21 protein-coding genes and 1 tRNA gene are annotated in these 19,345 nt (G+C 69.6%); 19 read left to right on the forward strand and 3 right to left on the reverse strand.

Translation table 11 applies throughout. From position 1 onward, the window contains the following. Positions 1-38 precede the first annotated feature (38 nt). Positions 39-704: a GntR family transcriptional regulator gene (locus ABZU75_RS19635; RefSeq protein WP_355555852.1), complete on the reverse strand. Its 666-nt coding sequence runs from the start codon at positions 702-704 to the stop codon at positions 39-41. A 386-nt stretch (positions 705-1,090) separates the two neighbouring features. Between ABZU75_RS19635 and ABZU75_RS19640 the strand changes: the two genes are divergently transcribed. From ABZU75_RS19640 to ABZU75_RS19710, 15 genes are all read left to right on the forward strand, one after another. Continuing rightward, a complete protein-coding gene (locus tag ABZU75_RS19640) occupies positions 1,091-1,261 on the forward strand; it encodes a hypothetical protein (protein ID WP_355555854.1) in 171 nt (56 codons plus the stop codon). A 218-nt stretch (positions 1,262-1,479) separates the two neighbouring features. Further along, positions 1,480-1,821 (forward strand): WhiB family transcriptional regulator, encoded by a 342-nt coding sequence (locus ABZU75_RS19645; RefSeq protein ID WP_355555856.1) that lies wholly within the window; start codon positions 1,480-1,482, stop codon positions 1,819-1,821. 193 nt (positions 1,822-2,014) lie between these two features. Beyond that, entirely contained in the window at positions 2,015-2,464 is a 450-nt protein-coding gene (locus ABZU75_RS19650) for a transcriptional regulator (RefSeq protein ID WP_355555858.1), read from the forward strand. A gap of 17 nt (positions 2,465-2,481) precedes the next feature. Then, a complete protein-coding gene (locus tag ABZU75_RS19655; RefSeq protein WP_355555860.1) occupies positions 2,482-3,183 on the forward strand; it encodes an NUDIX domain-containing protein in 702 nt (233 codons plus the stop codon). Next, complete coding sequence (locus ABZU75_RS19660) at positions 3,180-4,157, forward strand: hypothetical protein (protein ID WP_355555862.1); 978 nt, start codon at positions 3,180-3,182, stop codon at positions 4,155-4,157. Before ABZU75_RS19655 ends, ABZU75_RS19660 begins: the two co-directional genes overlap by 4 nt. 18 nt (positions 4,158-4,175) lie before the next feature. Beyond that, positions 4,176-4,346, forward strand: coding sequence for a hypothetical protein (locus tag ABZU75_RS19665; protein ID WP_355555864.1), 171 nt, complete (start codon positions 4,176-4,178; stop codon positions 4,344-4,346). A 127-nt stretch (positions 4,347-4,473) separates the two neighbouring features. Further along, complete coding sequence (locus ABZU75_RS19670) at positions 4,474-6,747, forward strand: cell division protein FtsK (RefSeq protein ID WP_355555866.1); 2,274 nt, start codon at positions 4,474-4,476, stop codon at positions 6,745-6,747. Positions 6,748-6,886: 139 nt separating this feature from the next. Further along, positions 6,887-7,105 carry a hypothetical protein gene (locus tag ABZU75_RS19675; RefSeq protein ID WP_355555868.1) on the forward strand — a complete coding sequence of 73 codons (219 nt, stop codon included), beginning with the start codon at positions 6,887-6,889 and terminating at the stop codon, positions 7,103-7,105. A 23-nt stretch (positions 7,106-7,128) separates the two neighbouring features. Continuing rightward, positions 7,129-7,977, forward strand: a complete 849-nt coding sequence (locus tag ABZU75_RS19680; protein WP_355555870.1) for a hypothetical protein — start codon at positions 7,129-7,131, stop codon at positions 7,975-7,977. Beyond that, a complete protein-coding gene (locus ABZU75_RS19685) occupies positions 7,974-8,276 on the forward strand; it encodes a hypothetical protein (protein WP_355555872.1) in 303 nt (100 codons plus the stop codon). The genes ABZU75_RS19680 and ABZU75_RS19685 overlap by 4 nt, the downstream gene beginning before the upstream one ends. A 10-nt stretch (positions 8,277-8,286) precedes the next feature. Next, a complete protein-coding gene (locus ABZU75_RS19690) occupies positions 8,287-9,594 on the forward strand; it encodes a bifunctional DNA primase/polymerase (RefSeq protein WP_355555874.1) in 1,308 nt (435 codons plus the stop codon). Further along, entirely contained in the window at positions 9,591-11,159 is a 1,569-nt protein-coding gene (locus tag ABZU75_RS19695) for a hypothetical protein (protein WP_355555876.1), read from the forward strand. The genes ABZU75_RS19690 and ABZU75_RS19695 overlap by 4 nt, the downstream gene beginning before the upstream one ends. Positions 11,160-11,481: 322 nt before the next feature. Further along, positions 11,482-11,667 carry a helix-turn-helix domain-containing protein gene (locus ABZU75_RS19700; protein ID WP_355555878.1) on the forward strand — a complete coding sequence of 62 codons (186 nt, stop codon included), beginning with the start codon at positions 11,482-11,484 and terminating at the stop codon, positions 11,665-11,667. After that, positions 11,667-13,079, forward strand: a complete 1,413-nt coding sequence (locus ABZU75_RS19705) for an integrase (protein ID WP_355555880.1) — start codon at positions 11,667-11,669, stop codon at positions 13,077-13,079. Before ABZU75_RS19700 ends, ABZU75_RS19705 begins: the two co-directional genes overlap by 1 nt. Positions 13,080-13,181: 102 nt before the next feature. Further along, a complete protein-coding gene (locus ABZU75_RS19710) occupies positions 13,182-14,081 on the forward strand; it encodes an ADP-ribosylglycohydrolase family protein (RefSeq protein ID WP_355555882.1) in 900 nt (299 codons plus the stop codon). A gap of 148 nt (positions 14,082-14,229) precedes the next feature. Here ABZU75_RS19710 and ABZU75_RS19715 read toward each other — a convergent pair. After that, a tRNA-Arg gene (locus ABZU75_RS19715) sits at positions 14,230-14,303 on the reverse strand. Between the two features lie 326 nt (positions 14,304-14,629). Here ABZU75_RS19715 and ABZU75_RS19720 point away from each other — a divergent pair. The 4 genes from ABZU75_RS19720 to ABZU75_RS19735 all read left to right on the forward strand — a co-directional run bounded on the left by ABZU75_RS19720 (position 14,630) and on the right by ABZU75_RS19735 (position 18,259). After that, entirely contained in the window at positions 14,630-15,430 is an 801-nt protein-coding gene (locus ABZU75_RS19720) for a phosphotransferase (RefSeq protein ID WP_355555884.1), read from the forward strand. A 49-nt stretch (positions 15,431-15,479) separates the two neighbouring features. Beyond that, positions 15,480-16,403: a cobalamin biosynthesis protein gene (locus tag ABZU75_RS19725; RefSeq protein ID WP_355555955.1), complete on the forward strand. Its 924-nt coding sequence runs from the start codon at positions 15,480-15,482 to the stop codon at positions 16,401-16,403. Further along, positions 16,400-17,923 carry a cobyric acid synthase gene (locus tag ABZU75_RS19730; protein WP_355555886.1) on the forward strand — a complete coding sequence of 508 codons (1,524 nt, stop codon included), beginning with the start codon at positions 16,400-16,402 and terminating at the stop codon, positions 17,921-17,923. The genes ABZU75_RS19725 and ABZU75_RS19730 overlap by 4 nt, the downstream gene beginning before the upstream one ends. A gap of 129 nt (positions 17,924-18,052) precedes the next feature. Continuing rightward, positions 18,053-18,259, forward strand: a complete 207-nt coding sequence (locus ABZU75_RS19735) for an SHOCT domain-containing protein (protein ID WP_350957082.1) — start codon at positions 18,053-18,055, stop codon at positions 18,257-18,259. Between the two features lie 18 nt (positions 18,260-18,277). Here ABZU75_RS19735 and ABZU75_RS19740 read toward each other — a convergent pair whose 3' ends face one another. Next, positions 18,278-19,312 carry a 1-acyl-sn-glycerol-3-phosphate acyltransferase gene (locus ABZU75_RS19740; RefSeq protein ID WP_355555889.1) on the reverse strand — a complete coding sequence of 345 codons (1,035 nt, stop codon included), beginning with the start codon at positions 19,310-19,312 and terminating at the stop codon, positions 18,278-18,280. Positions 19,313-19,345: the final 33 nt, after the last annotated feature.

Raw genomic sequence — 19,345 nt, forward strand, 5'->3', positions numbered from 1 at the left:
CCGACCTAGGTCGGCACCCCCCTTCTGCTGCCCCTTTGCTACTTGAGAGCCATGCGGAACACGAACGCGTCGTAGCGATCCCGCGGGTACGACACATCGGAAATCATGATGACTCGGTCATCGGCGGACAGAAACTGCTGGTGGACCGTCTTGACGAGATCGCCGGGGGTTGTGCGCAGCCACTCGGCATGAGGCGCTGTCGGTAGCTGGTCAGAGATGGTCTCTTCCAGGAAGGCCGCCCCCGATACATCGGCAACATCCACCGGATGGTAGGTGTCCGAGATCGAGATTGGCCGCCCATCCTCGGTGGCACGGGTGATGACGTAGGTGATCAGCTCACCCACTGAGAGACCGAGAGCCTCCGCAAGTTCGCTGGTGGCGGGGATCTGCTCAGTCTCCCGTTCTACCTGGATGTCTCGATCGGATTCGTTCTGGAACGTGCGCTCCGCGGTTTCCAGCTGGCGCTCGGGGGAGACGCGAACGAGGTTGGGTCGGTCGGCGACGAAGATGCCTCGCCGCCGCACGGATCGAACGAGCCCCTGGCTCAGGAGCAGTTCGAGGGCCTTCCGAACCACGATGTCCGACACGCCGTTCTTCTGGGCGATCTCGGCATAGCTCGGTAGTTGCACGCCGGGAGGAAGCTCCCCCCCGCGAATACGTCGGGCGTACTCGCCTGCGATGCGGACGTAGGCCGGTTCTGGCACTTGATGATCATCCCTTCAACTGCTCTTCGGTGATGCCTCCAACGTATACGCATCATCGTATACCCAGATCTTGTGCGTATACGAAGTTACGTATACGCTCCTGCTTGTGACTCCTCCACATGGACGGGTCACCGGAAGCACTCGGAAGGCGGTCCGACGGGATCGCGCGCCGACGCCGACGAAGCCGCTTCGACCGACGGGCCGAACGCACTCGACGCCTGACAACTTCATGGGTTACCGCCTCCCGCGAAAAAGGCGGCCCGCACAGGTCACGACCCTGCGCACTGATCTTTCGTCCACCGAATCCACCTGGATCGGGGACGGCCTTGCCCGCCAAGACACGAGCCGTTCCCTCGATGACCAACCGACGAGCAAGGAGAACGACGATGCTCCCCACCCCCAAGACCAGTCGTTTCGTCCCGTTCCTGCTCACAGCTCTGGCGCTGTTCTTCATCGTTCGGGAGCCCACCCACGCCGCTCAGTTCGTGACGAGCGCCTTCGCCGGCCTGATGGCGGTCACCGACTCGCTGGTGACCTTCGCCAGCGCCCTCGGCTGATCCGCCCAAACGAGAGGGAGCGGCCCCCATCCACCAAGACATGGGCCGCTCCCGAACTCCCCGAAAAGGAGCACCACCATCATGACCCACGGGTCCATCAACAAGAAGAGAGCCGCGACCGGTTCTCCCTGGTTGCCGCCAGGCACCGCGAGCACCTGGGTGTGCCAGTGCGGCGGCATCAACCCGCGCACCTCGACGACGTGTCAGAGGTGCCAGCGATGACCGCCCTCTCCACGCTGCGCCGCGTCCACCTTGCCCAGAAGGCGCACCGGCGGGCATTGCGTCAGGCGATGTTCGCCGCCGGACCGGCCTGCGACGACACCACCGCCGACCTGTTCGCCACCCCCGACGCTTTCGAGCCCGAGCCGGACACGGCCCGGCAGGAGCGGGAGGCCGCGGCCAAGCAGATCTGCGAGCCCTGCCCGGCTCGTGCGGAGTGCCTGGCCTACGCCCTGTTCACCCGCCCCACCGAGGGCGTGTGGGCGGGACTGACCGCCAGCGAGATCCGCGCCCTGTCCCTGTATCGCTCCCCGGTCGGCAGCGGACAGGAGGTGGCCTGAGATGGCCCGCTTCTTCTGTCTGGACTGCCGCTCTCGCTCGGCCAGTGCCATTGGTTGCCGCCGTTGCGGCACCACCACCGGCCGTCAGGTCCAGCGCTGCCCCGTTCATGGCGCCCGCTGCCGGGCCGCCTGTCGGCTGTGCCGCACCCTCACCCGCTCCCAGTCCATCTGATCAAGGAGAAAGGAAATCGGCATGACCGCCGCCGCTACGTTCGCCGCTGTCTTCGCGGCCCTGTTCGCCGCCCACTCCGTGGGGGATCACTGGGTGCAGACCCATGGCCAGGCGTGTGCCAAGGGAGCTCCCACCGTCGCCGGACGGCTGGCCTGTATCCGGCACGTGGCCACCCTCACCCTAACCAAGACCGCCGCCCTGGCCGCGCTCGCCCTGGTGACCGGCCTGACGCTGCACCCGCTCGCGTTCCTCGCCGGGCTGGGGGTGGACGCCCTCTCGCACTACTGGGCCGATCGGCGCGTGACGCTGGCCCGGCTGGCCGAAGCCCTCGGCAAGGGCGACTTCTACCGCCTCGGCGCCCCGCGCCCCGGCACCACCGACGCCCCGCATCTGGGCACCGGTGCCTACGCCCTCGATCAGTCCTGGCACATCGGATGGCTGTTCGTCGCTGCCCTGATCATCGCCGCCTGACCTGCAACGGAGACGACATGAACGAGAACACCTACACCCGCACCTACACCCACCCCGACGTACTGACCATCGGTGTTCGTGACGGTTGGGCCGACCCACGGACCGACCCCACCCGCATCGACTGGGCCACCCGCCAGGCCGCCGCCGTGATCCCGTTCCGCGTGGTGAACGGCCGCCCGCTCAGCCCCGGCGCACCGACCGGCATCCGCTACGGCCGAGGCGAGCTGGGCCACTGGGGAGAGCAGGTCTGTGCCGACGCCATCGTGACCGCCACCGACGAGCACGGGCACCGGTGGCTGGTCATGGTCGAGCGAGGCGACGGCCACGGCTGGGCGCTGCCGGGCGGCACGGTGGACCCCGGAGAGGACCCGGCCGACGCCGCGGCCCGGGAACTGGGCGAGGAGACGGGCCTGTTCCTGGGAGGCGGCGGGAACTTCCAGCCCCTTGCTGCCCGGTACGTCCCCGACCCCCGCGCTTCGGATGAGGCGTGGATGGTGACCGTGCCCGCCTCCTGTGATCTGGGGGCCGTTGCCCGCGGCAACCTACCCGCCGTGACCGGGGCCGACGACGCCGCCCGCGCCGCGTGGGTACGCGCCGACAGCTACACCGCCCTGACCGCCTACCTGGCCACGACGTACAGCGGAAGGGTGTTCGCCGCCCACGTGGACCTGCTGCGCGACATCGTCAAGCCGGTCCTCACGAAGGGACACCACCAGTGAGCATCACCACCCCCACCCCTGAGCCAACTCCCGACGACGTCGCGCGTGGCCTGGCCGAGTTCGAACGCCACCTGGCCGAGCAGGTCCCCGCCCTCCCCGCAGCGCTGCCGGCGCTGCCGGTGGACAGCGACGGGCAGACCAAACGCGTGCAGCGACTGCGCACCGAGGTGGCCGAGGCGCACCTGCTGGCCGATCTCCAGGGCGACGATGCGCCGCTGCTGGTGGACACGGCCAAGGTGCGCAAGCGCCGCAAGGCCGCCCGTGAGGCGTCCCGGCTGCACGAGCTGGGCCAGAACCCGGCCATGCGCGCCTGGCAGGCCGCGCGGATGCGGCGGCTGCTGGTGGCTGTCGCCATGGTCTCGCTGACCCTGGCGCTGGCCTGGTCCACGGCCGGCGTCCAGGCGTTCGCCGCCGAAGACGCCCCGCCGTGGTCACCCGCGTGGATGTTCGCCTGGCTGGTCGAGCCCTTCATGAGCATGGCGCTGCTGTTCGTGGTCGGCGCCCGCGCCTATCTCGCCACCCGCGGCCAGCCGATCGTCTCGCGCCCCCTGGTACGGATCGAGGGGTTGTTCCTGGCGCTGACGTTCGGCATGAACGTCTGGCCGTACCTGCCCTGGTCCCTGCCGGACGGGGAGACGTTCAAGGTCTCCGGAGTGGTGCTGCACATCCTCGGCCCGATCATCGCGGTGGCCATCGTCATCGCCCTGCCGATCGTCCTGGGCGCGTTCGCCACGCTGGATCACGGCCGAGGAGACGAGGGGCTTACTGGCCTTACGTACAGCGCAAACGCCCATGATCCGGTAAGGGCGCCCGGCCCGGACGTGGCCCACCTGATCGACCGGGCACGGACGCTCATCGCCACCGGAGAGCTTCCGGAGGCCCCCAGCGCCTACCGCCTTCAGCGCGTGCTCCGGTGCGGCATGGACGACGCCCGCGCCGTCCGTGACGCCCTCAACCACCCCACCACCAACTAGGCCAAGGAGCCACCCGCCATGTTCACCTTCGCCCTCATCCTCAGCCTCGCGTGCCTGGCCATCCCGGTGTCCGTCTTCGCCCGCATGGTCATCACCGGCCGACGCGTCCGCGCCGAGATCCACTCCAGCATGTCGATGCACCGCCGGACCTGCTGCGGCCACAGCGCCACCCGCGACGCCGACCGATGAACCCGACCAACGAGCCGAACCGCACACCGTCCCCGACCATCACGCAGGACGCGGCCCCAACTCCGCCAAGAACCGTGACCGCGCCCCGCAACCCCGCCCGCTCGATCGCACACGAGGTGACCCCATCATGACCGACATCCCGACCGAGACCAACGGACATCACCCGAACTGGACTCCCGATCTCACCACCGCCATCCCCGAGCAGAGCGGACCGGCCAACAACCGGCCCGGCGCCGAGGTGGTCTCCCTCGACACCGCCCGCGACCGACGCCACCCCTACCCGCCCACCCCCGCCGCCCCGGAGCAGGACGCCCCGGTGCTGGAGGGCGAGGTCATCCGGGTGGACACCCCCGGCGAGACAGACCGCGACTGGCGCGCCGAGCTGGCCGAGAAGTCCCGCACCCGCCGCCCGATCGTCCCGCTGTGGCTGCGCTCACGCGCTGACGCGATCGAGAGCCTGAAGTGGGCGGGCGAGTACGCCGCCTACGTGGCCGGCTACCAGCTCGCCCGCACCCCGCTGTACGCCGGACGGCTAACCATGCGCGCCCCGCGCGGCCTGGGCCGCCTCATCTACGGCATGGTGCGCTGGACCTTCGACCTGGAGGGCGAGCCGGTCCGGCTGACCGCCGTACAGAAAGCCGACCCTGAGGCGTACCTGAAACTGAGCAGGCAGCGCGATTCGCGGGTGCGGCTGCGAGTGTGGGTGTCCGGGGTCGCGCTGGTCACGCTGCTGATCGCGAGCATCCTGGTAGCCGCCGCCCCCACCGTCGCCCAGTGGTCGGCCCTGGCCGTGGCGCTGGCCGTGCTGGGCGTCATCGGCCGACCGGCCGACCGCCCCCTGATCGACCGCGCGGTGCTGCCCACCCGGGTGGAGAAGCTCACCTCCGACATCGTCATCCGCGCCCTGAGTGCGCTGGGCATCGCCGGAATCACCCAGGCCATGGCCAAGCATCCGGGCGACGCCATCCGGTTCGTGGCCCCGATCACCCGCGACGGCCCCGGCTGGCGCGCTGACATCGACCTGCCCTACGGCGTGACCGTGGGCGACGTCATGGACAAGCGGGACCGGCTGTCGGGCTCGTTGCGCCGCCCGCTGGGCTGCATCTGGCCCGAGGGCGACTCCTCCGTCCACGAGGGGCGGCTGATCTTGTGGGTGGGCGATAAGGACCTGTCCAAGACCATCGTCACCTCACCCCTGCTCAAGGCCACCTCGCACGATGTGTTCAAGGGCATCCCGTTCGGCAACGACCCCCGCGGGCGGCTGATCACGGTGCCGCTGATCGAGCACAACGTGCTCATCGGCTCTCTTCCCGGCCAGGGCAAGACCGCCTCCGTGCGGGAGCTGGCCGCGGGCATCGTGCTCGATGTCACCAGCGAGCCGTGGTTTCACGAGCTGAAGGGCTCCGGTGACCTGGACCCGTATGAGAAGGTCTGCCACCGCTACATCTCCGGCATCGAAGACGAGGCCATCGCTTATGCCGCCAACTCCCTGGCCCTGCTGCGCAAGGAGGTCATGCGCCGCGCCGGAGTGCTCAAGACGCTGCCGCCGGACCTGTGCCCGGACCGGAAGGTGACACGGGCCATCGCCGACAAGCGCTCCCTGGGACTGCATCCGCTGGCCTGCATCATCGACGAGTGCCAGAACCTGTTCGCCCACCCCAAGTACGGCAAGCAGGCCGGTGAGGACGCCGAGTTCATCATCAAACTGGGCCGCGCACTCGGGGTGGTGCTGATCCTGGCCACCCAGCGCCCCGACAAGGACAGCCTGCCCACCGGCATCTCGGCGAATGTGTCCATCCGGTTCTGCCTGCGGGTGGCCGGCCAGGTCGAAAACGACATGATCCTGGGCACGTCGGCCTACAAGAACGGCATCCGCTCCACGCTGTTCGTCCCCGGCCCGCCGGAGAAGGGTGGCGACGCCGGGACCGGCTACCTGGTCGGCGCGACCCCGATGCCCAAGGTCGTCAAGAGCGCCTACCTCGACACCCCGGCCACCCAGCGCATCGCCGACCGGGCGTACGCGCTGCGCAAGGCCGCCGGAACACTGTCCGGCCACGCCGCTGGCGAGCAGCCCGAAGCCACCGCGCCCGCCTATGACCTGCTGGCCGACATCGCCGCCGTGCTGGCCGCGGGCGAGACCAAGGTGTGGAACGAGATAGTGGTGGATCGCCTCGCCGAGCTGCGGCCCGACGTGTACGGGCCGTGGGCCGAGCAGGAAGGCGGCGCCAAGACCGCACAGCTGACCAACGCGCTGAAGCCCTACGGCATCAAGTCGGGTCAGGTGTGGGGCACGCCGAAGGAGGGCGGTAAGGGCGCCAACCGGATCGGCATCGTCCGCGACGACATCCTGAACGCCATCACCGAGCGTGATGGAAAGAAGGGTTCCGGCGCCGTCTCCTGAGCCCGGATTCGCCTCTAGGTCTAGAGGCTTCCCCCTCTAGACCTAGAGGCCCCGCTAGAGGCGAATCCGCTGACCTACCAGCGACCTAGCACCTAGAGCGCCACCTGCGAAAACCTCGAAAACGGCCCCGGAGGCCACCATGGCAACCGCCATCGTCCTGCTAGGACTCTGCCTACTCGCCGTCACTCTCTGCTACCTGGTTCTATGCCTGCTCTCCCCGTGGGGGACCTGCACCCGGTGCCAGCCCGGCGGCAAGAACCGCACCTGCCGCGCCTGCAACGGCACCGGCATGCGCCCCCGCCTCGGCTGGCAACTGTTCGTCCACTTTCGCCGCTTGCACCGCGACGGCACCCGCTAACCACCAGATCGGAGGAACCTGCCATGACCGTCACCATCGACGCCCCCACCACGGCCCCCCGTTCTGTACCCGCCGTCTCGGTGCCGTTGTTCTACCTGGGAGCCCATCAACCGCACTGGCTATGGACCGCGGACTTCCCGCTGTTCGTCAGCCACCGCCAGCTGGCGCGCAAGGTCACCTTGCGTCCCGCTCGCGCCCGGTGGGCGCTGGACTCGGGAGGGTTCACCGAACTGTCCTTGCACGGCCGGTGGGTCACCAGTCCTGAGCAGTACGCCGACGCCGTTGCCCGCTACGCCGAGCAGATCGGCCGCCTGGACTTCGCCGCCCCGCAGGACTGGATGTGTGAGCCGTTCATGGTGGAGCGCACCGGCCTGAGCGTGGCCGAGCACCAGCGCCGCACTGTCGCCAACTACCTGCACCTGCGCCAGATCGCCCCCCACCTGCCGTTCATTCCGGTGGTTCAGGGCTGGCGCCTGGCCGACTACCTGGCGTGCGTACGGATGTATGAGGCCGCCGGGGTAGATCTGGCCGCGCTGCCGCGCGTCGGGCTGGGCTCGGTATGCCGCCGCCAGTCCAGCGCCGAGATCGAAACCATCACCACCACCCTGGCCCGCGCCGGGCTACGCCTGCACGGGTTCGGCGTCAAAACCGGTGGCCTGCACCGCTACGGCCCCCGCCTGGCCTCTGCCGACTCGATGGCCTGGAGCTACGCCGCCCGGCGCGAACCGCCATTGCTGGGCTGCACCGGTCATAAGAACTGCGCCAACTGCCTGCACTACGCCACCGCCTGGCGCTCTCGGCTGCTGGCCGGCCTGAGGCGGCAAGGCCACCAAACCGACCTCTTCGACACCTTCGAAAAGGACGCCGCATGAGCAGCGATCGGCAGACCGCCCTCATCCTCGGCGTGGTTGTCGCCTGCCAGTGCCGCGCCGACTCCTCCACAACCTGTGGACGGCCCCACAAGCCGACCGGCGGCACCTGCCCCGCCATCCACACCCCGCACAAGCCGCTGCACGTCATCCCGCGCGCCGACGTGCCCCCCGAACTGGCCACGACGCTCCCTCCCGAGGAGCTGATGGTCATGTGCGACGCCTGCCACGCCGCCCTGCTGGCGATGCGCCGCAAAACCCGCCGCACCCGCGCCGTCCCCGTCCCCGAGGCCCTGTTCTGAGGAGGTTCGTATGAGCGCCCCCAACCACCAGACCGCGCGCCGGATTCTGCTCACCGGCTCACGCACCTGGACCGACATAACAACGATCCGCGCCGTCCTGGCCGAGCACTGGGGCGACGGCAGCGCCGTCCTGGTTACCGGCGCCTGCTCACGCGGTGCCGACGCCATCGCCGAAACCCTCTGGCGCGAGCAGGGAGGGCGCGTCGAACGCCACCCCGCGGACTGGGGCACCCACGGCAAGCGCGCTGGACTGCTGCGCAACGCCGACATGGTCGCCCTCGGCGCCGCGGTCTGCCTGGCCTTCATCCGCGAGGCCAGCCCCGGCGCCACCCACGCCGCCGCCCTGGCCGAACGCGCCGGCATCCCCGTCCACCGCTACCCACACCCGGAAGGGAACCCCACTGTGCCGCACATCGCGCCGAGCGCCGATCGGCTGCGTTACGCGCTGGCCGCCGCCGCTCGCGGCTGGCACGTCTTCCCGCTCGTCCCGCGCAACAAGGTGCCGCTCAAGGACTGGAAGTGGAAGGAGTGCGCCACCACCGACCCCGCCACCATCCGCCGCTGGTGGGCGCAGGCGCCCTACAACATCGGCATTGCCTGCGGCCCGTCCGCTCTGGTCGTGATTGACCTGGACATTCCGAAGGACGGGCAGAGCCCGCCGCCTTCTTGGGACCTGCCGGGCGTCAACGACGGGGCCGACGTACTTGCCCTGGTCTGCGAGCAGGCCGGACAGCCGTTGCCGACGTTGGAGACCTTCCAGGTGCGCACCCGGCGCGGCGGCACCCACCTGTACTACACCGCCCCCGACGGCGTCCCGCTGGGCAACACCCAGGGCGAGGACGGCAACGGGCTGGGCTGGCTGATCGACACCCGCGGCGCTGGCGGCTACGTCGTCGGCCCCGGCAGCCACGTCACCCTGCCCGACGGCACCGGCACCTACGACGTGATCCACACCGCTACCCCGGCGCCGTTGCCCGGGTGGCTGGTCGAGCGGCTGCGGCCCGCGCCGCTGCCGCCGCAACGGCCAGTGGCTGTGCCGCTGGCTACCGATCGGCGTGGTTCCTACCTACGCGCGGCCATCACCGCCGAGTTGCACCGGGTGACCGCCTCCCCGCCGGACGGGCATAACACCGCGTTGTATCGGGCCTCGGTCGCGCTTGGCCAGCTCATCGCCGGGGGAACGCTGGTCGAGGCCGAGGTGACCGGCTGGCTGGCCGACGCCGCCGCCCAGGTCGGCCAACGGCACGGTGAAGCCTCCCGCACCATCGCCTCCGGCCTGCGCGCCGGTGCCAACCGCCCCCGGAGCGTGCCCGCATGAACACCACGACCCGCGTCCAAGTCGGCTCCGGACCGGAGACCATCCGCGTTCTCAAGGCCGCCCTGGTGGATGAGCTGCTGCCCGATACCTACGTCTCCGGCGGCGCCCTGGTGCACATGGAGACCATCTCCGGCGGACAGAGCAGCCCCGCCGCCGATGAGGACTCGCCCTTGCCGGTCACCGCCAGTCCGCTCACCCCCGCCACGCTGGCCGGGCTGTTGGCTGAACACGCTTACGTCTACCGGATGCGCTCGCGCAAGAGCGACGGCGGAAGCGGGATGGAACTGGTCGAGGAAGAGGTCACCCCGCCCCGGGAGATCCTCTCCTCGGTCCTGGCCGGCAAGACCTGGCCCGGCGTGCCAGCCCTGCGCGGCGTGATCGGCGCACCAGTACTACGCCGAGACGGCACCCTCCTGCAACGCCCCGGCTACGACCCGGCCACCGGCCTCTATCTCGCCGCGAAAGTCGCGCTGCCACCGGTACCCGACACCCCCAGCGCCGAGCAGGTCCACACCGCCCGCGACTTCCTGCTCAACCGCTTCCTGCGCGACTTCCCCTGGGCCAGCGAAGCCGACCGGGCCAACTACCTCGCTCTGCTGGCCACGCCGATCCTGCGGCACTACACCCGCAGCCTCACCCCATTCGCCCTCATCGACGCGACCATGCCCGCCTCCGGCAAGAGCATCCTGACCGGCGGTCCCGGCATGCTCTACGGCCAGCGCGTCATGCCCTGGGCCTACGCCGACGAAGAGCTCCGCAAGAGCATCACCGCCGTACTGGCCGAACAGGTCGGGGTGGTGGTGTGGGACAACCTCGCCGAGGGCACCGTCATCGACTCGCCCACCCTCGCCTTGCTGGTGACCGCCGGCGTCTGGTCGGATCGCCAGTTGGGCGCCTCGCGCAACATCGCCACCGTCAACGACCGGCTCTGGATGGCCACCGGCAACAACCTCCAAGTCGGCGGAGACATGGCCTCCCGCACCGTACGCGTCCACCTCGACCCCAACATGCCCCGCCCCGAACAACGCGACCAGAGCCGGTTCGGCATCCCGCACCTGGACCAGTGGATCACCGTCCCAGCCAACCAACTCACCGTCCTATGGCACCTGCTCATCCTGGTCCTGGACTGGACCGGCCACGGCGCGCCCCGGGCCGCCACGGTGTCGATGCGCCAATTCACCCCCTGGGCGCAATCCCTGGGCGGCTTCCTGGCCCACCACAACATCCCCGGGTTCCTGGCCAACGCCGCCGACATCCGCGACATCGACGAAGACGAAACCCGCTGGCGGGCATTCCTGTCCTGCTGGCACAACCTGCACGGCTCGGCGCCCATGACCGCCGCCGAGCTGCGCCGCTCCGGCGAACCCGACCGGATCGGCTTCGAAGAGCAGGACCGTTGGGACGGCCAGTTCATCACCACCCACAGTGGCCGTCTACCCAACCCCATCTCCCTCGGCCGGCTCCTCACCGGACAGGTCGGGCGATGGCGCGGCGACTACGTCATCCGCTCACGCAAGGACGACCGGGGAACCCGAAACGTGTTTTGGGTCGAGTGTCATGTCTGAGCGGACTGGAAGAGCGCTGAAACATCTCTGCATCTCTGCATCTCTGCAAACCGTGCCTCTACCAGCGAAAACCGTTGCAGAGATGGACCCGATCAAGGAGTACGCATCCCTGCAACCCTGCACCAGTGCAGAGATAACCCGGTTTTGCAGAGATGGACAACGCCGAACTCTCGCGATCTCTGCACGAATCTACGCAGGTCACAGCCACTTTTGCAGAGATGCAGAGATGCAGAGATGTTTCAGCCCTCCCGACAAGAGCCGCGCCAGAACCACTCTCCGACACCCCGCACTCAACCCGCCATTCCGCAGGGAGACACCCCACATGCCCCGGGCCGAAAAGCTCACCATCGCGGACATCTGCGAAGACCTCGACATCAGCCGATCCACCTTCTACGACTGGCGCCAGAAGGGGCGCGCCCCCAAGTGCATGAGGCTCCCCAACGGAGACCTCCGTGTCCGCCGCGCCGAGTATGACCGCTGGCTGGCCAGCCTGGAGGACGCCTCCTGATGAAGAACACCACCTACAACGTTCGCGTCTACAAGACCGAGATCCGCAAGAACAAAGGCGGCAAGGTGACGTCCTACCGGGTGCTGTGGCAGACCGATGGAAAGCCCTGGAAGAAGCCATTTCCGAAGGAAGCCCAAGCCGATACCTACCGAAGCGCCCTGGTCACCGCCGCACGCAACGGTGAGGCGTTCAGCCTCATCACCGGCGAGCCCGTCTCCTGGAACCGCGCTGAGCACTCCGACATGAGCTGGTACGACTTCGCATGCAAGTTCGCAGACATGAAGTGGAAAGGGGCATCGGCGAAGTATCGGCAGGACATCGCACGGGCGCTTACCGCGGCTACACCCGCCATGCTTGGCAACAAGCAGGGAAAGCCTGATGACCTCGACCTCCGTACGGCCATGCGCCGTTGGGCTTTCAACACGAAGCAACGGTTCGACGCGCCCGAGGATGTCGCCGGCACGCTGCGCTGGCTCGCGGCCAACACCAAACCCGTTGCCGCGCTCGCGGATGCCGGACCTGTACGCGACCTGTTGGACGTGGCTACCTCGCGGCTGGACGGCAAGCGAGCCGCTACGAGTACAGTCCTGCGGAACAAGACCATTCTTCAGAACGCCCTCGACTACGCCGTGGAACTGAAGCTCCTGACGGAAAACCCGATCAAGGGGCTGAAATGGAAGGTGCCTAAGACGACGTATGAGGTAGACCGCCGCAGCGTCGTCAATCACACCCAGGCACGGGCGCTGCTGGGTGCTGTGGGAAAGCAGCCCCGTAGCGGCCCCCGTCTCGTGGCGTTCTTCGCCGTCATGTACTACGCCGCACTCCGCCCTGAGGAAGTGGTCAGCCTCCGGGACCACAACGTGACCCTTCCCAGCCTTGTGCAGAACGAGGAGACCGGCGAGTGGGAGGAGCCCGCGGACGCCTGGGGAGAGCTGCACTTCGCTGTCGCGGCCCCGTTCGCTGGCCGCGAGTGGACCGACGACGGCACGCTCCGCGAGGAACGCGCGCTCAAGCACCGGCCCGACGGGCACACCCGGACCGTGCCCTGCCTGCCCGCGCTGACCAGGATTCTCCGCGCTCACCTCGCTGCCAAGTACGGCAAAGGCCCGGAGGGACGACTGTTCTGGGGAGAGCAGGGCGGTGAACTGCCCAGCATCACCTACCGCCGTGCCTGGCAAAAGGCGCGTAAGACGGCCTTTACTGATCAGGAGTACGCCTCACCGCTGGCCAGACGGGTCTACGACCTCCGGCACGCCTGCGTCTCCACGTGGCTGAACGCGGGTGTGCCGGCAACCCAGGTCGCCGAGTGGGCAGGGCACAGCGTGGAAGTCCTCCTCCGTATCTACGCCAAGTGCATCGTGGGGCAGGACGAAGCGGCCAAGCGCCGCATCTCCGAGGCCCTGGGGGAGTGACGAAAGCACCTGATCCCGACTCGGAAGGTATGGCGGCCGTCTTCAGTGGCCAAGGGGGTCTAGGCCACCGGTGGACGGCTCGCGTACCTCACAATGAAAAGGATGTCATCTGACCCTCTAGCGCGTGCCACAGCCTCGCTTCACGGCCTGACTCTGGGCGACGCCTTCGGTTCTCAATTCTTCGTTCCGGCCAATCACCATGCTCTCTCCGACCGTCTGCTTCCGCCTGCTCCATGGCAGTGGACCGATGACACCGAGATGGCGTGCTCCATCTATCGTGTCCTGGCCGACCACGGCGTCATCGACCAGGACGGGCTCGTTGAGAGCTTCGCCAAACGCCACGACTTCGACCGTGGATACGGCCCCGCCACCAACCGGATGCTCCGCCTCATCCGAGAGGGCGGCGACTGGCGAACGCTTTCGGCCGAACTGTTCGACGGCAAGGGATCATGGGGTAACGGCGCCGCGATGCGGGTGGCGCCGCTCGGCGCCTGGTTCGCCGATGATCTCAGACAGGTCGTCCAGCAGGCCGCCCTGTCGGCACAGGTCACTCACACCCATCCCGAGGCGATAGCCGGCGCCATAGCCGTAGCCGTGGCCGCGTCAACGGTCGTCACAGAGCCCGATCTTTCTCCAGGGCGGTTTCTCGACCGGATCAGAGAGCACGTGCCCCCGAGCATGGTTCACGACGGCATCGCCGAGGCTCGGCAACTCCTCACCATCAGTGACTCCGCACTCGCCGCCCGGATGCTGGGAAATGGGCGAAACGTCAGTGCGCACGACACGGTTCCCCTTGCCCTGTGGGTCGCCGCCCGTGAACGTCATGACTTCGAAGCGGCCATCTGGACCACGGTGATGGCCGGCGGCGACGTCGACACCACCTGCGCCATCGTCGGCGGCATCATCGCGGCTTCAGGGGGTGCCGACCATCTGCCCTCGGATTGGAGAAGGAGATGTGAGCCGCTGCCGAGCTGGGCAGGCGTCTCACCGCTCGACCGTTAAGGGTGACAGGCATGCCTGATCCCGTGGGAAGGCATTGGGAAGGATCACCCGCAAACGCTCGGTAGCAGCCATGGACAGCCGGACATGAGAAACCCCCGCCCGACCGCGTTAGCGCAGGTCAGACGGGGGTTTCCGCTGGTCTTGATCGCGCACCCTGCAGGATTCGAACCTGCGACCGTCGGATTAGAAGTCCGGTGCTCTATCCAGCTGAGCTAAGGGTGCTCCCGCTCAATTGTGCATGATCCGGGGAGTGCTCATGTATCGGTTTCGGGGCTGTGTCGCGAGGATCACTCTGCGGCGTCTCGCGCCCTCGGAGGGAACGGCCGTCAGGGCGCCTCGACCCGGGTGGGCGGTGGCCGGATTCTGGCTGTTCGGGACGGGGAAACCGGGCTGGACGGGGCGGGTACCTCCCCGGTGACCTGCCGCTCTCCTGCCGGGCGGGGCAGCGGATGTCCGATGGGCGGACGACTTCCGGATGTTCCATCCGACAGGGGATGTCTGCCCGAATCGTCCCCGCGGGAAGGCCGAGCGGTCTACGCTCGGGTGGCATGTTCGCCGTCACGACCCAACAGGAGATCCCCCTTCTGGGCGGTGATGTCACCGACGGGGTGGTGCGGGTCGGGGACACCGTCCGCCGGCCCAGCCGGGCCTCCACCGCTTCGGTGCACGCGCTCCTGCGGCACCTGGAGCGTTCCGGCTTCGAGGGGGCGCCCCGGGCGTTGGGTGTGGACGAGCGGGGCCGGGAGGTACTGAGCCACGTCGAGGGCGGTTCCGCGGCCAGGCCGTTGCCCGGGTACGCGCTCAGCGGGGAGTCGCTGGCCGCGCTGGCGCGGCTGCTGCGCCGCTTCCACGACGCGGCCGAGAGGTTCGTCCCGCCGCAGGGAGCCGTCTGGGAGGGCGGGTCCAACGACGACGCGGCCCCGAAGCTGATCGGGCACTGCGACGTCAACCTGGACAACGTGATCTTCCGCGACGGGCTGCCGGTCGCGCTGATCGACTTCGACATGGCCCGGCCGACGACCCGGCTCTTCGACGTGGTGACCACGCTGCGGCACTGGGCGCCGATCGCCGATCCCATCGATCTGGAGCCGCTCCAGCGCCGCCTTGAGGTCGGGCCCCGGCTCCGCCTGTTCTGCGACGCGTACGGCCTGGCGCCTCGCGACCGCAGACGCCTGCTGGATCTGGCCCGGCTCCGCTTCGACCGCTCGTACCAGGTGATGCGTGCCAGGGCCGAGGCCGGGGGCGGCGGATGGGCCCGGATGTGGGCCGGTGGGGCGGGGGTGCGCATCCGGCGGGCCCGGGTGTGGCTGGAGACCCGCCAGGATGAACTCCATGAACATCTCATTTAGTCGACTAATCGCCAAGGTGGGACTAAGGGGACCTGGGGTAGCCGAAGGGGTGGGGATGCTCGCCGGGGTCGTGATCGACGCCGTGCTCGCCGACCCCCGGCGCGGGCATCCGGTCGCGCTGTTCGGCACCGCCGCCGCCGAGGTGGAGAAGCGGGTGTACGGCGACGGCCGGGCAAGGGGCGTGCTCCACGTCGCGCTGTGCGTGGTTCCGGTGGCGTTGCTCGGCCACGCCGCGACCCGGCCGCGCGATCCCATGGTGCGGGCCGCGCTGAGCGCGGCGGCGACCTGGGCCGTCCTCGGCGGCACCACGCTGGGCCGCGAGGGGGCGGCGATGGCCGAGCTCCTGGAGGACGGCGACCTGGCCGGGGCCCGGGAGAGGCTGCCTCATCTGTGCGGGCGGGATCCTTCCGGGTTGGCAGCGCCTGGGCTGGCGAGGGCCACCGTGGAGTCGATCGCGGAGAACACCTCCGACGCGGTGGTGGCGCCACTGTTCTGGGGGGCGGTCGCCGGGGTGCCCGGCCTGCTCGCCTACCGGGCGGTCAACACGCTGGACGCGATGGTCGGTCACCGTAACGAGCGCTACGAGCGCTTCGGCTGGGCCGCGGCCCGCCTCGACGACGTGGCCAACTTCGTACCCGCCAGGATCACCGGGCTGCTCGCCGCGCTCGGCGCCCCCCTGGTGGGCGGTTCGACGCGGCGGGCGGCGGCGGTGCTGCGCGGGGACGGCCACCGCCACCCCAGTCCCAACGCGGGCCGTTGCGAGGCGGCTTTCGCGGGCGCGCTGGACCGCACGCTCGGCGGGGTGAACGTGTACGGCACCCGGGTGGAGCACCGGCCGAAGATGGGCGAAGGGCCCGAGCCCTCGGTCGCCGACATCCGCAGGTCCGTACGGCTGGCGCGGGCGGTCGGCCTGGCCGCGGCGGGGCTCGCCGTCCTGGCCGCCGTACGCGGATCGCGCGGGAGGAAGGGGTGAAGGGGGCGCTGCTGGTCGCCGGGACCACCTCCGACGCGGGCAAGAGCGTCGTCACCGCCGGGATCTGCCGCTGGCTGGCCCGCCAGGGGGTGCGGGTCGCGCCGTACAAGGCGCAGAACATGTCGTTGAACTCCTTCGTCACCGCCGACGGCGCCGAGATCGGCCGGGCCCAGGCGATGCAGGCCGCCGCGTGCGGGCTGGAGCCCGGCGCGGACATGAACCCGATCCTGCTCAAGCCGGGCAGTGACCGGCGCAGCCAGGTCGTGGTGATGGGCAGGCCGATGACCGAGGTCGACGCGATGGAGTACTGGGACGTCAAGGAGCGGCTCCGCCAGGTCGCGGTGGACGCGCTGGAGCGGCTGCGGGCCTCCTACGACGTGGTGGTCTGCGAGGGGGCGGGCAGCCCGGCGGAGATCAACCTGCGTGCGGGCGACATCGCCAACATGGGCCTGGCCCGTGCCGCGAACCTGCCGGTCGTCGTGGTCGGCGACATCGACAGGGGCGGGGTCTTCGCCTCGCTGTACGGGACCGTGGCGCTGCTGGAGCCCGCCGACCAGGCGCTGATCGCCGGGTTCGTGATCAACAAGTTCCGGGGGGCGCCCGAGCTCCTCGAACCGGGCCTGGACATGATCAGGGAGCTGACCGGCCGCGAGGTGTACGGGGTGCTGCCCTGGCTGGACGGCCTCTGGATGGACGTCGAGGACTCCCTGGCCCTGGACAACCGGCCCGCGCTCGGGGCGCGCGCCCCGTACGGCAGGCAGAGTCTGCGGGTGGCGGTGGTACGGCTGCCGAGGATCTCCAACTTCACGGACGTGGACGCGCTGGCCTCCGAGCCCGGAGTGACGGTCCGCTACGTGACCTCGCCGGGCGAGCTGGACGACGCCGATCTGGTGGTGCTGCCCGGCTCCCGGGCCACGGTCTCCGACCTGGCCTGGCTCCGCGCCACCGGCCTGGCCGAGGCCCTGCGGGGACGGGCCGTGCTGGGCATCTGCGGCGGCTACCAGATGCTCGCCAGGACCATCCGTGACGACGTCGAGTCGGGGGCCGGCCTCGTCGAGGGGCTGGGGCTGCTGCCCGCCTCGGTGGAGTTCGCCGAGGACAAGACGCTGGGCCGCCCGGTGGGGGCCGCCTACGGCTGCCGGGTCGAGGCGTACGAGATCCACCACGGCGTCGTGACGGCCGACGGCGGCGAGCCCTTCCTGGACGGCTGCCGGTACGGCTCGGTGTGGGGCACCACCTGGCACGGCGCTCTGGAGAACGACGATTTCCGCCGGGCGTTCCTGGCCGACGTGGCCGCCGTCTCCGGCCGCGACTTCACCCCGGCCCCTGACGTGTCGTTCGCCGCCCTGCGCGAGGAGCGGCTGGACGCGCTCGGCGACCTGGTCGAGCGGAACGTCGACACCGGGGCACTGCTCCGGCTGATGGAGGGCGGGGCACCTTCGGGCCTGCCGTCGCTTCCGCCCGGCGCCACCCGGCGCGAGGCCCCGTACCTCTCCCGGGGTGGATCCTCCGCCGGCTGACCGGTGGCGGGGACGGTCCGGCGAGGGGGCGTCCCCATTCTTTTCCAGCGCGACGGGGAAGAAGGGGCCATAGCCTAGTAAAATTGGTATTTCCCCTGCCAGATCCGATGGGGGAAGTCTGGGAGGTCGATGATGGTCCGCATCATCGTGTTGCTTTTTGTCATCGCCGTGATCGCCATGATGGTTCTCGGCATGGCCCGGATGATCCGCTCCTTCTCGGCTCCCAAACCCGCCGTCGACAGCCCCCGCGAGATCCTCAGACGTCGTTACGCGGCCGGTGAGATCGACGAGGACGAGTACCTCCGCCGGATGTCGGGTCTCTCCCAGGAGTGGTAGGCCCGTTTCCGCGGCCTGTCAGGCGGCGGGGGCGGAGGTGGGCTGGTTCGCGGTGATCCAGGCGTCGATCTCCTCCCACTGGTCGAAGAGCCACCGGATCTGGCTCTCGCGGTCGCGCGGCACGTCGGCGGCCTGGACCCGCCACCATTTGGCCTTGATCTCGGCGCTCACCGGCAGGCGGCGCCAGATGTCTCCGAGGGTGACCAGGTCGTCGAGGCCGGTGTGCGCGACGAAGATCACGTCCGCCTCGGGGCAGGCCTCGATGGCGGTGATGGCCCCGTTGGGGCGGGGCGCCATCAGGTGTTCCAGCCCGCGGGCCCGCGCGGCCTCCTCGGACAGGCCCTTGCGCTCCAGCCGGAGGATGGCCCGCCAGCGACGCCTGGGGGTGAAGTTGCCGCCCTCCGGGAAGATCACCAGGGCGTCGTCGGCGTCCATGCCCGAGGCCAGGCGGCGGATCTCGCCGAGAACGCCGTTCTCGGAGGTCTTGCGCGGGACGAAGGCGTTGGGGAGGCGGTTGATCACCACGTCCAGTGAGGGGTCGAGTTGCAGGGCGGCCTTCATCACGATCCTCGGGCGCCTGCCGTACCGGGCGAGAAGGTGGTGGACGAGCAGGAACGAGTCGCCGGGACCCGCGTGCCGGGACAGCACGATGACGGGGCGGGTGAGGCGCCGGGAGAGTTCGTCGGAGGTGAGGGTCGGCTCGTCGATCTCGACGCTCAGCCGGAAGATCCGCACGGCCACTCCGTACACCTTGGACAGGAGCCACCGGATCAGCGCGTAGTGCCGCTCCTGGTGCTCGTCGCGGTGGAGCCATCCGCCGAACCCGCTCGCCACCCAGAGGCCCAGGCAGGCGACCAGCGCCATCGACTCCAACGCCAGCCACGCCACCGCGAACCAGACCAGCCGGGTGCCGCGCCGCTGCGGGGGCGGCAGGCGCAGCGAGGCCGCGGCCACCACCAGCAGCCAGATCGGGAGCGTGACCACCGCGACCACGGTGAGCACGATGACGAGCGGGGCCAGGATCAGACGGCGGATGATGCGAGGAGGCAGCATGGGCGGCTCCTGCCTGGGGGTGATATGCGGTGC

This window comes from Streptosporangium sp. NPDC005286 (assembly GCF_040607515.1).
Lineage (GTDB): Bacteria > Actinomycetota > Actinomycetes > Streptosporangiales > Streptosporangiaceae > Streptosporangium.

Coding starts and splice junctions, on each gene's coding strand:
- ABZU75_RS19700 (WP_355555878.1), top strand. CDS start 11,482: ATGCCCCGGGCCGAAAAGCTCACCATCGCGGACATCTGCGAAGACCTC.
- ABZU75_RS19705 (WP_355555880.1), top strand. CDS start 11,667: ATGAAGAACACCACCTACAACGTTCGCGTCTACAAGACCGAGATCCGC.
- ABZU75_RS19710 (WP_355555882.1), top strand. CDS start 13,182: ATGTCATCTGACCCTCTAGCGCGTGCCACAGCCTCGCTTCACGGCCTG.
- ABZU75_RS19735 (WP_350957082.1), top strand. CDS start 18,053: ATGATGGTCCGCATCATCGTGTTGCTTTTTGTCATCGCCGTGATCGCC.
- ABZU75_RS19740 (WP_355555889.1), bottom strand. CDS start 19,312: ATGCTGCCTCCTCGCATCATCCGCCGTCTGATCCTGGCCCCGCTCGTC.
- ABZU75_RS19645 (WP_355555856.1), top strand. CDS start 1,480: ATGACCGCCCTCTCCACGCTGCGCCGCGTCCACCTTGCCCAGAAGGCG.
- ABZU75_RS19720 (WP_355555884.1), top strand. CDS start 14,630: ATGTTCGCCGTCACGACCCAACAGGAGATCCCCCTTCTGGGCGGTGAT.
- ABZU75_RS19690 (WP_355555874.1), top strand. CDS start 8,287: ATGAGCGCCCCCAACCACCAGACCGCGCGCCGGATTCTGCTCACCGGC.
- ABZU75_RS19675 (WP_355555868.1), top strand. CDS start 6,887: ATGGCAACCGCCATCGTCCTGCTAGGACTCTGCCTACTCGCCGTCACT.
- ABZU75_RS19685 (WP_355555872.1), top strand. CDS start 7,974: ATGAGCAGCGATCGGCAGACCGCCCTCATCCTCGGCGTGGTTGTCGCC.
- ABZU75_RS19665 (WP_355555864.1), top strand. CDS start 4,176: ATGTTCACCTTCGCCCTCATCCTCAGCCTCGCGTGCCTGGCCATCCCG.
- ABZU75_RS19640 (WP_355555854.1), top strand. CDS start 1,091: ATGCTCCCCACCCCCAAGACCAGTCGTTTCGTCCCGTTCCTGCTCACA.
- ABZU75_RS19680 (WP_355555870.1), top strand. CDS start 7,129: ATGACCGTCACCATCGACGCCCCCACCACGGCCCCCCGTTCTGTACCC.
- ABZU75_RS19670 (WP_355555866.1), top strand. CDS start 4,474: ATGACCGACATCCCGACCGAGACCAACGGACATCACCCGAACTGGACT.
- ABZU75_RS19695 (WP_355555876.1), top strand. CDS start 9,591: ATGAACACCACGACCCGCGTCCAAGTCGGCTCCGGACCGGAGACCATC.
- ABZU75_RS19655 (WP_355555860.1), top strand. CDS start 2,482: ATGAACGAGAACACCTACACCCGCACCTACACCCACCCCGACGTACTG.
- ABZU75_RS19650 (WP_355555858.1), top strand. CDS start 2,015: ATGACCGCCGCCGCTACGTTCGCCGCTGTCTTCGCGGCCCTGTTCGCC.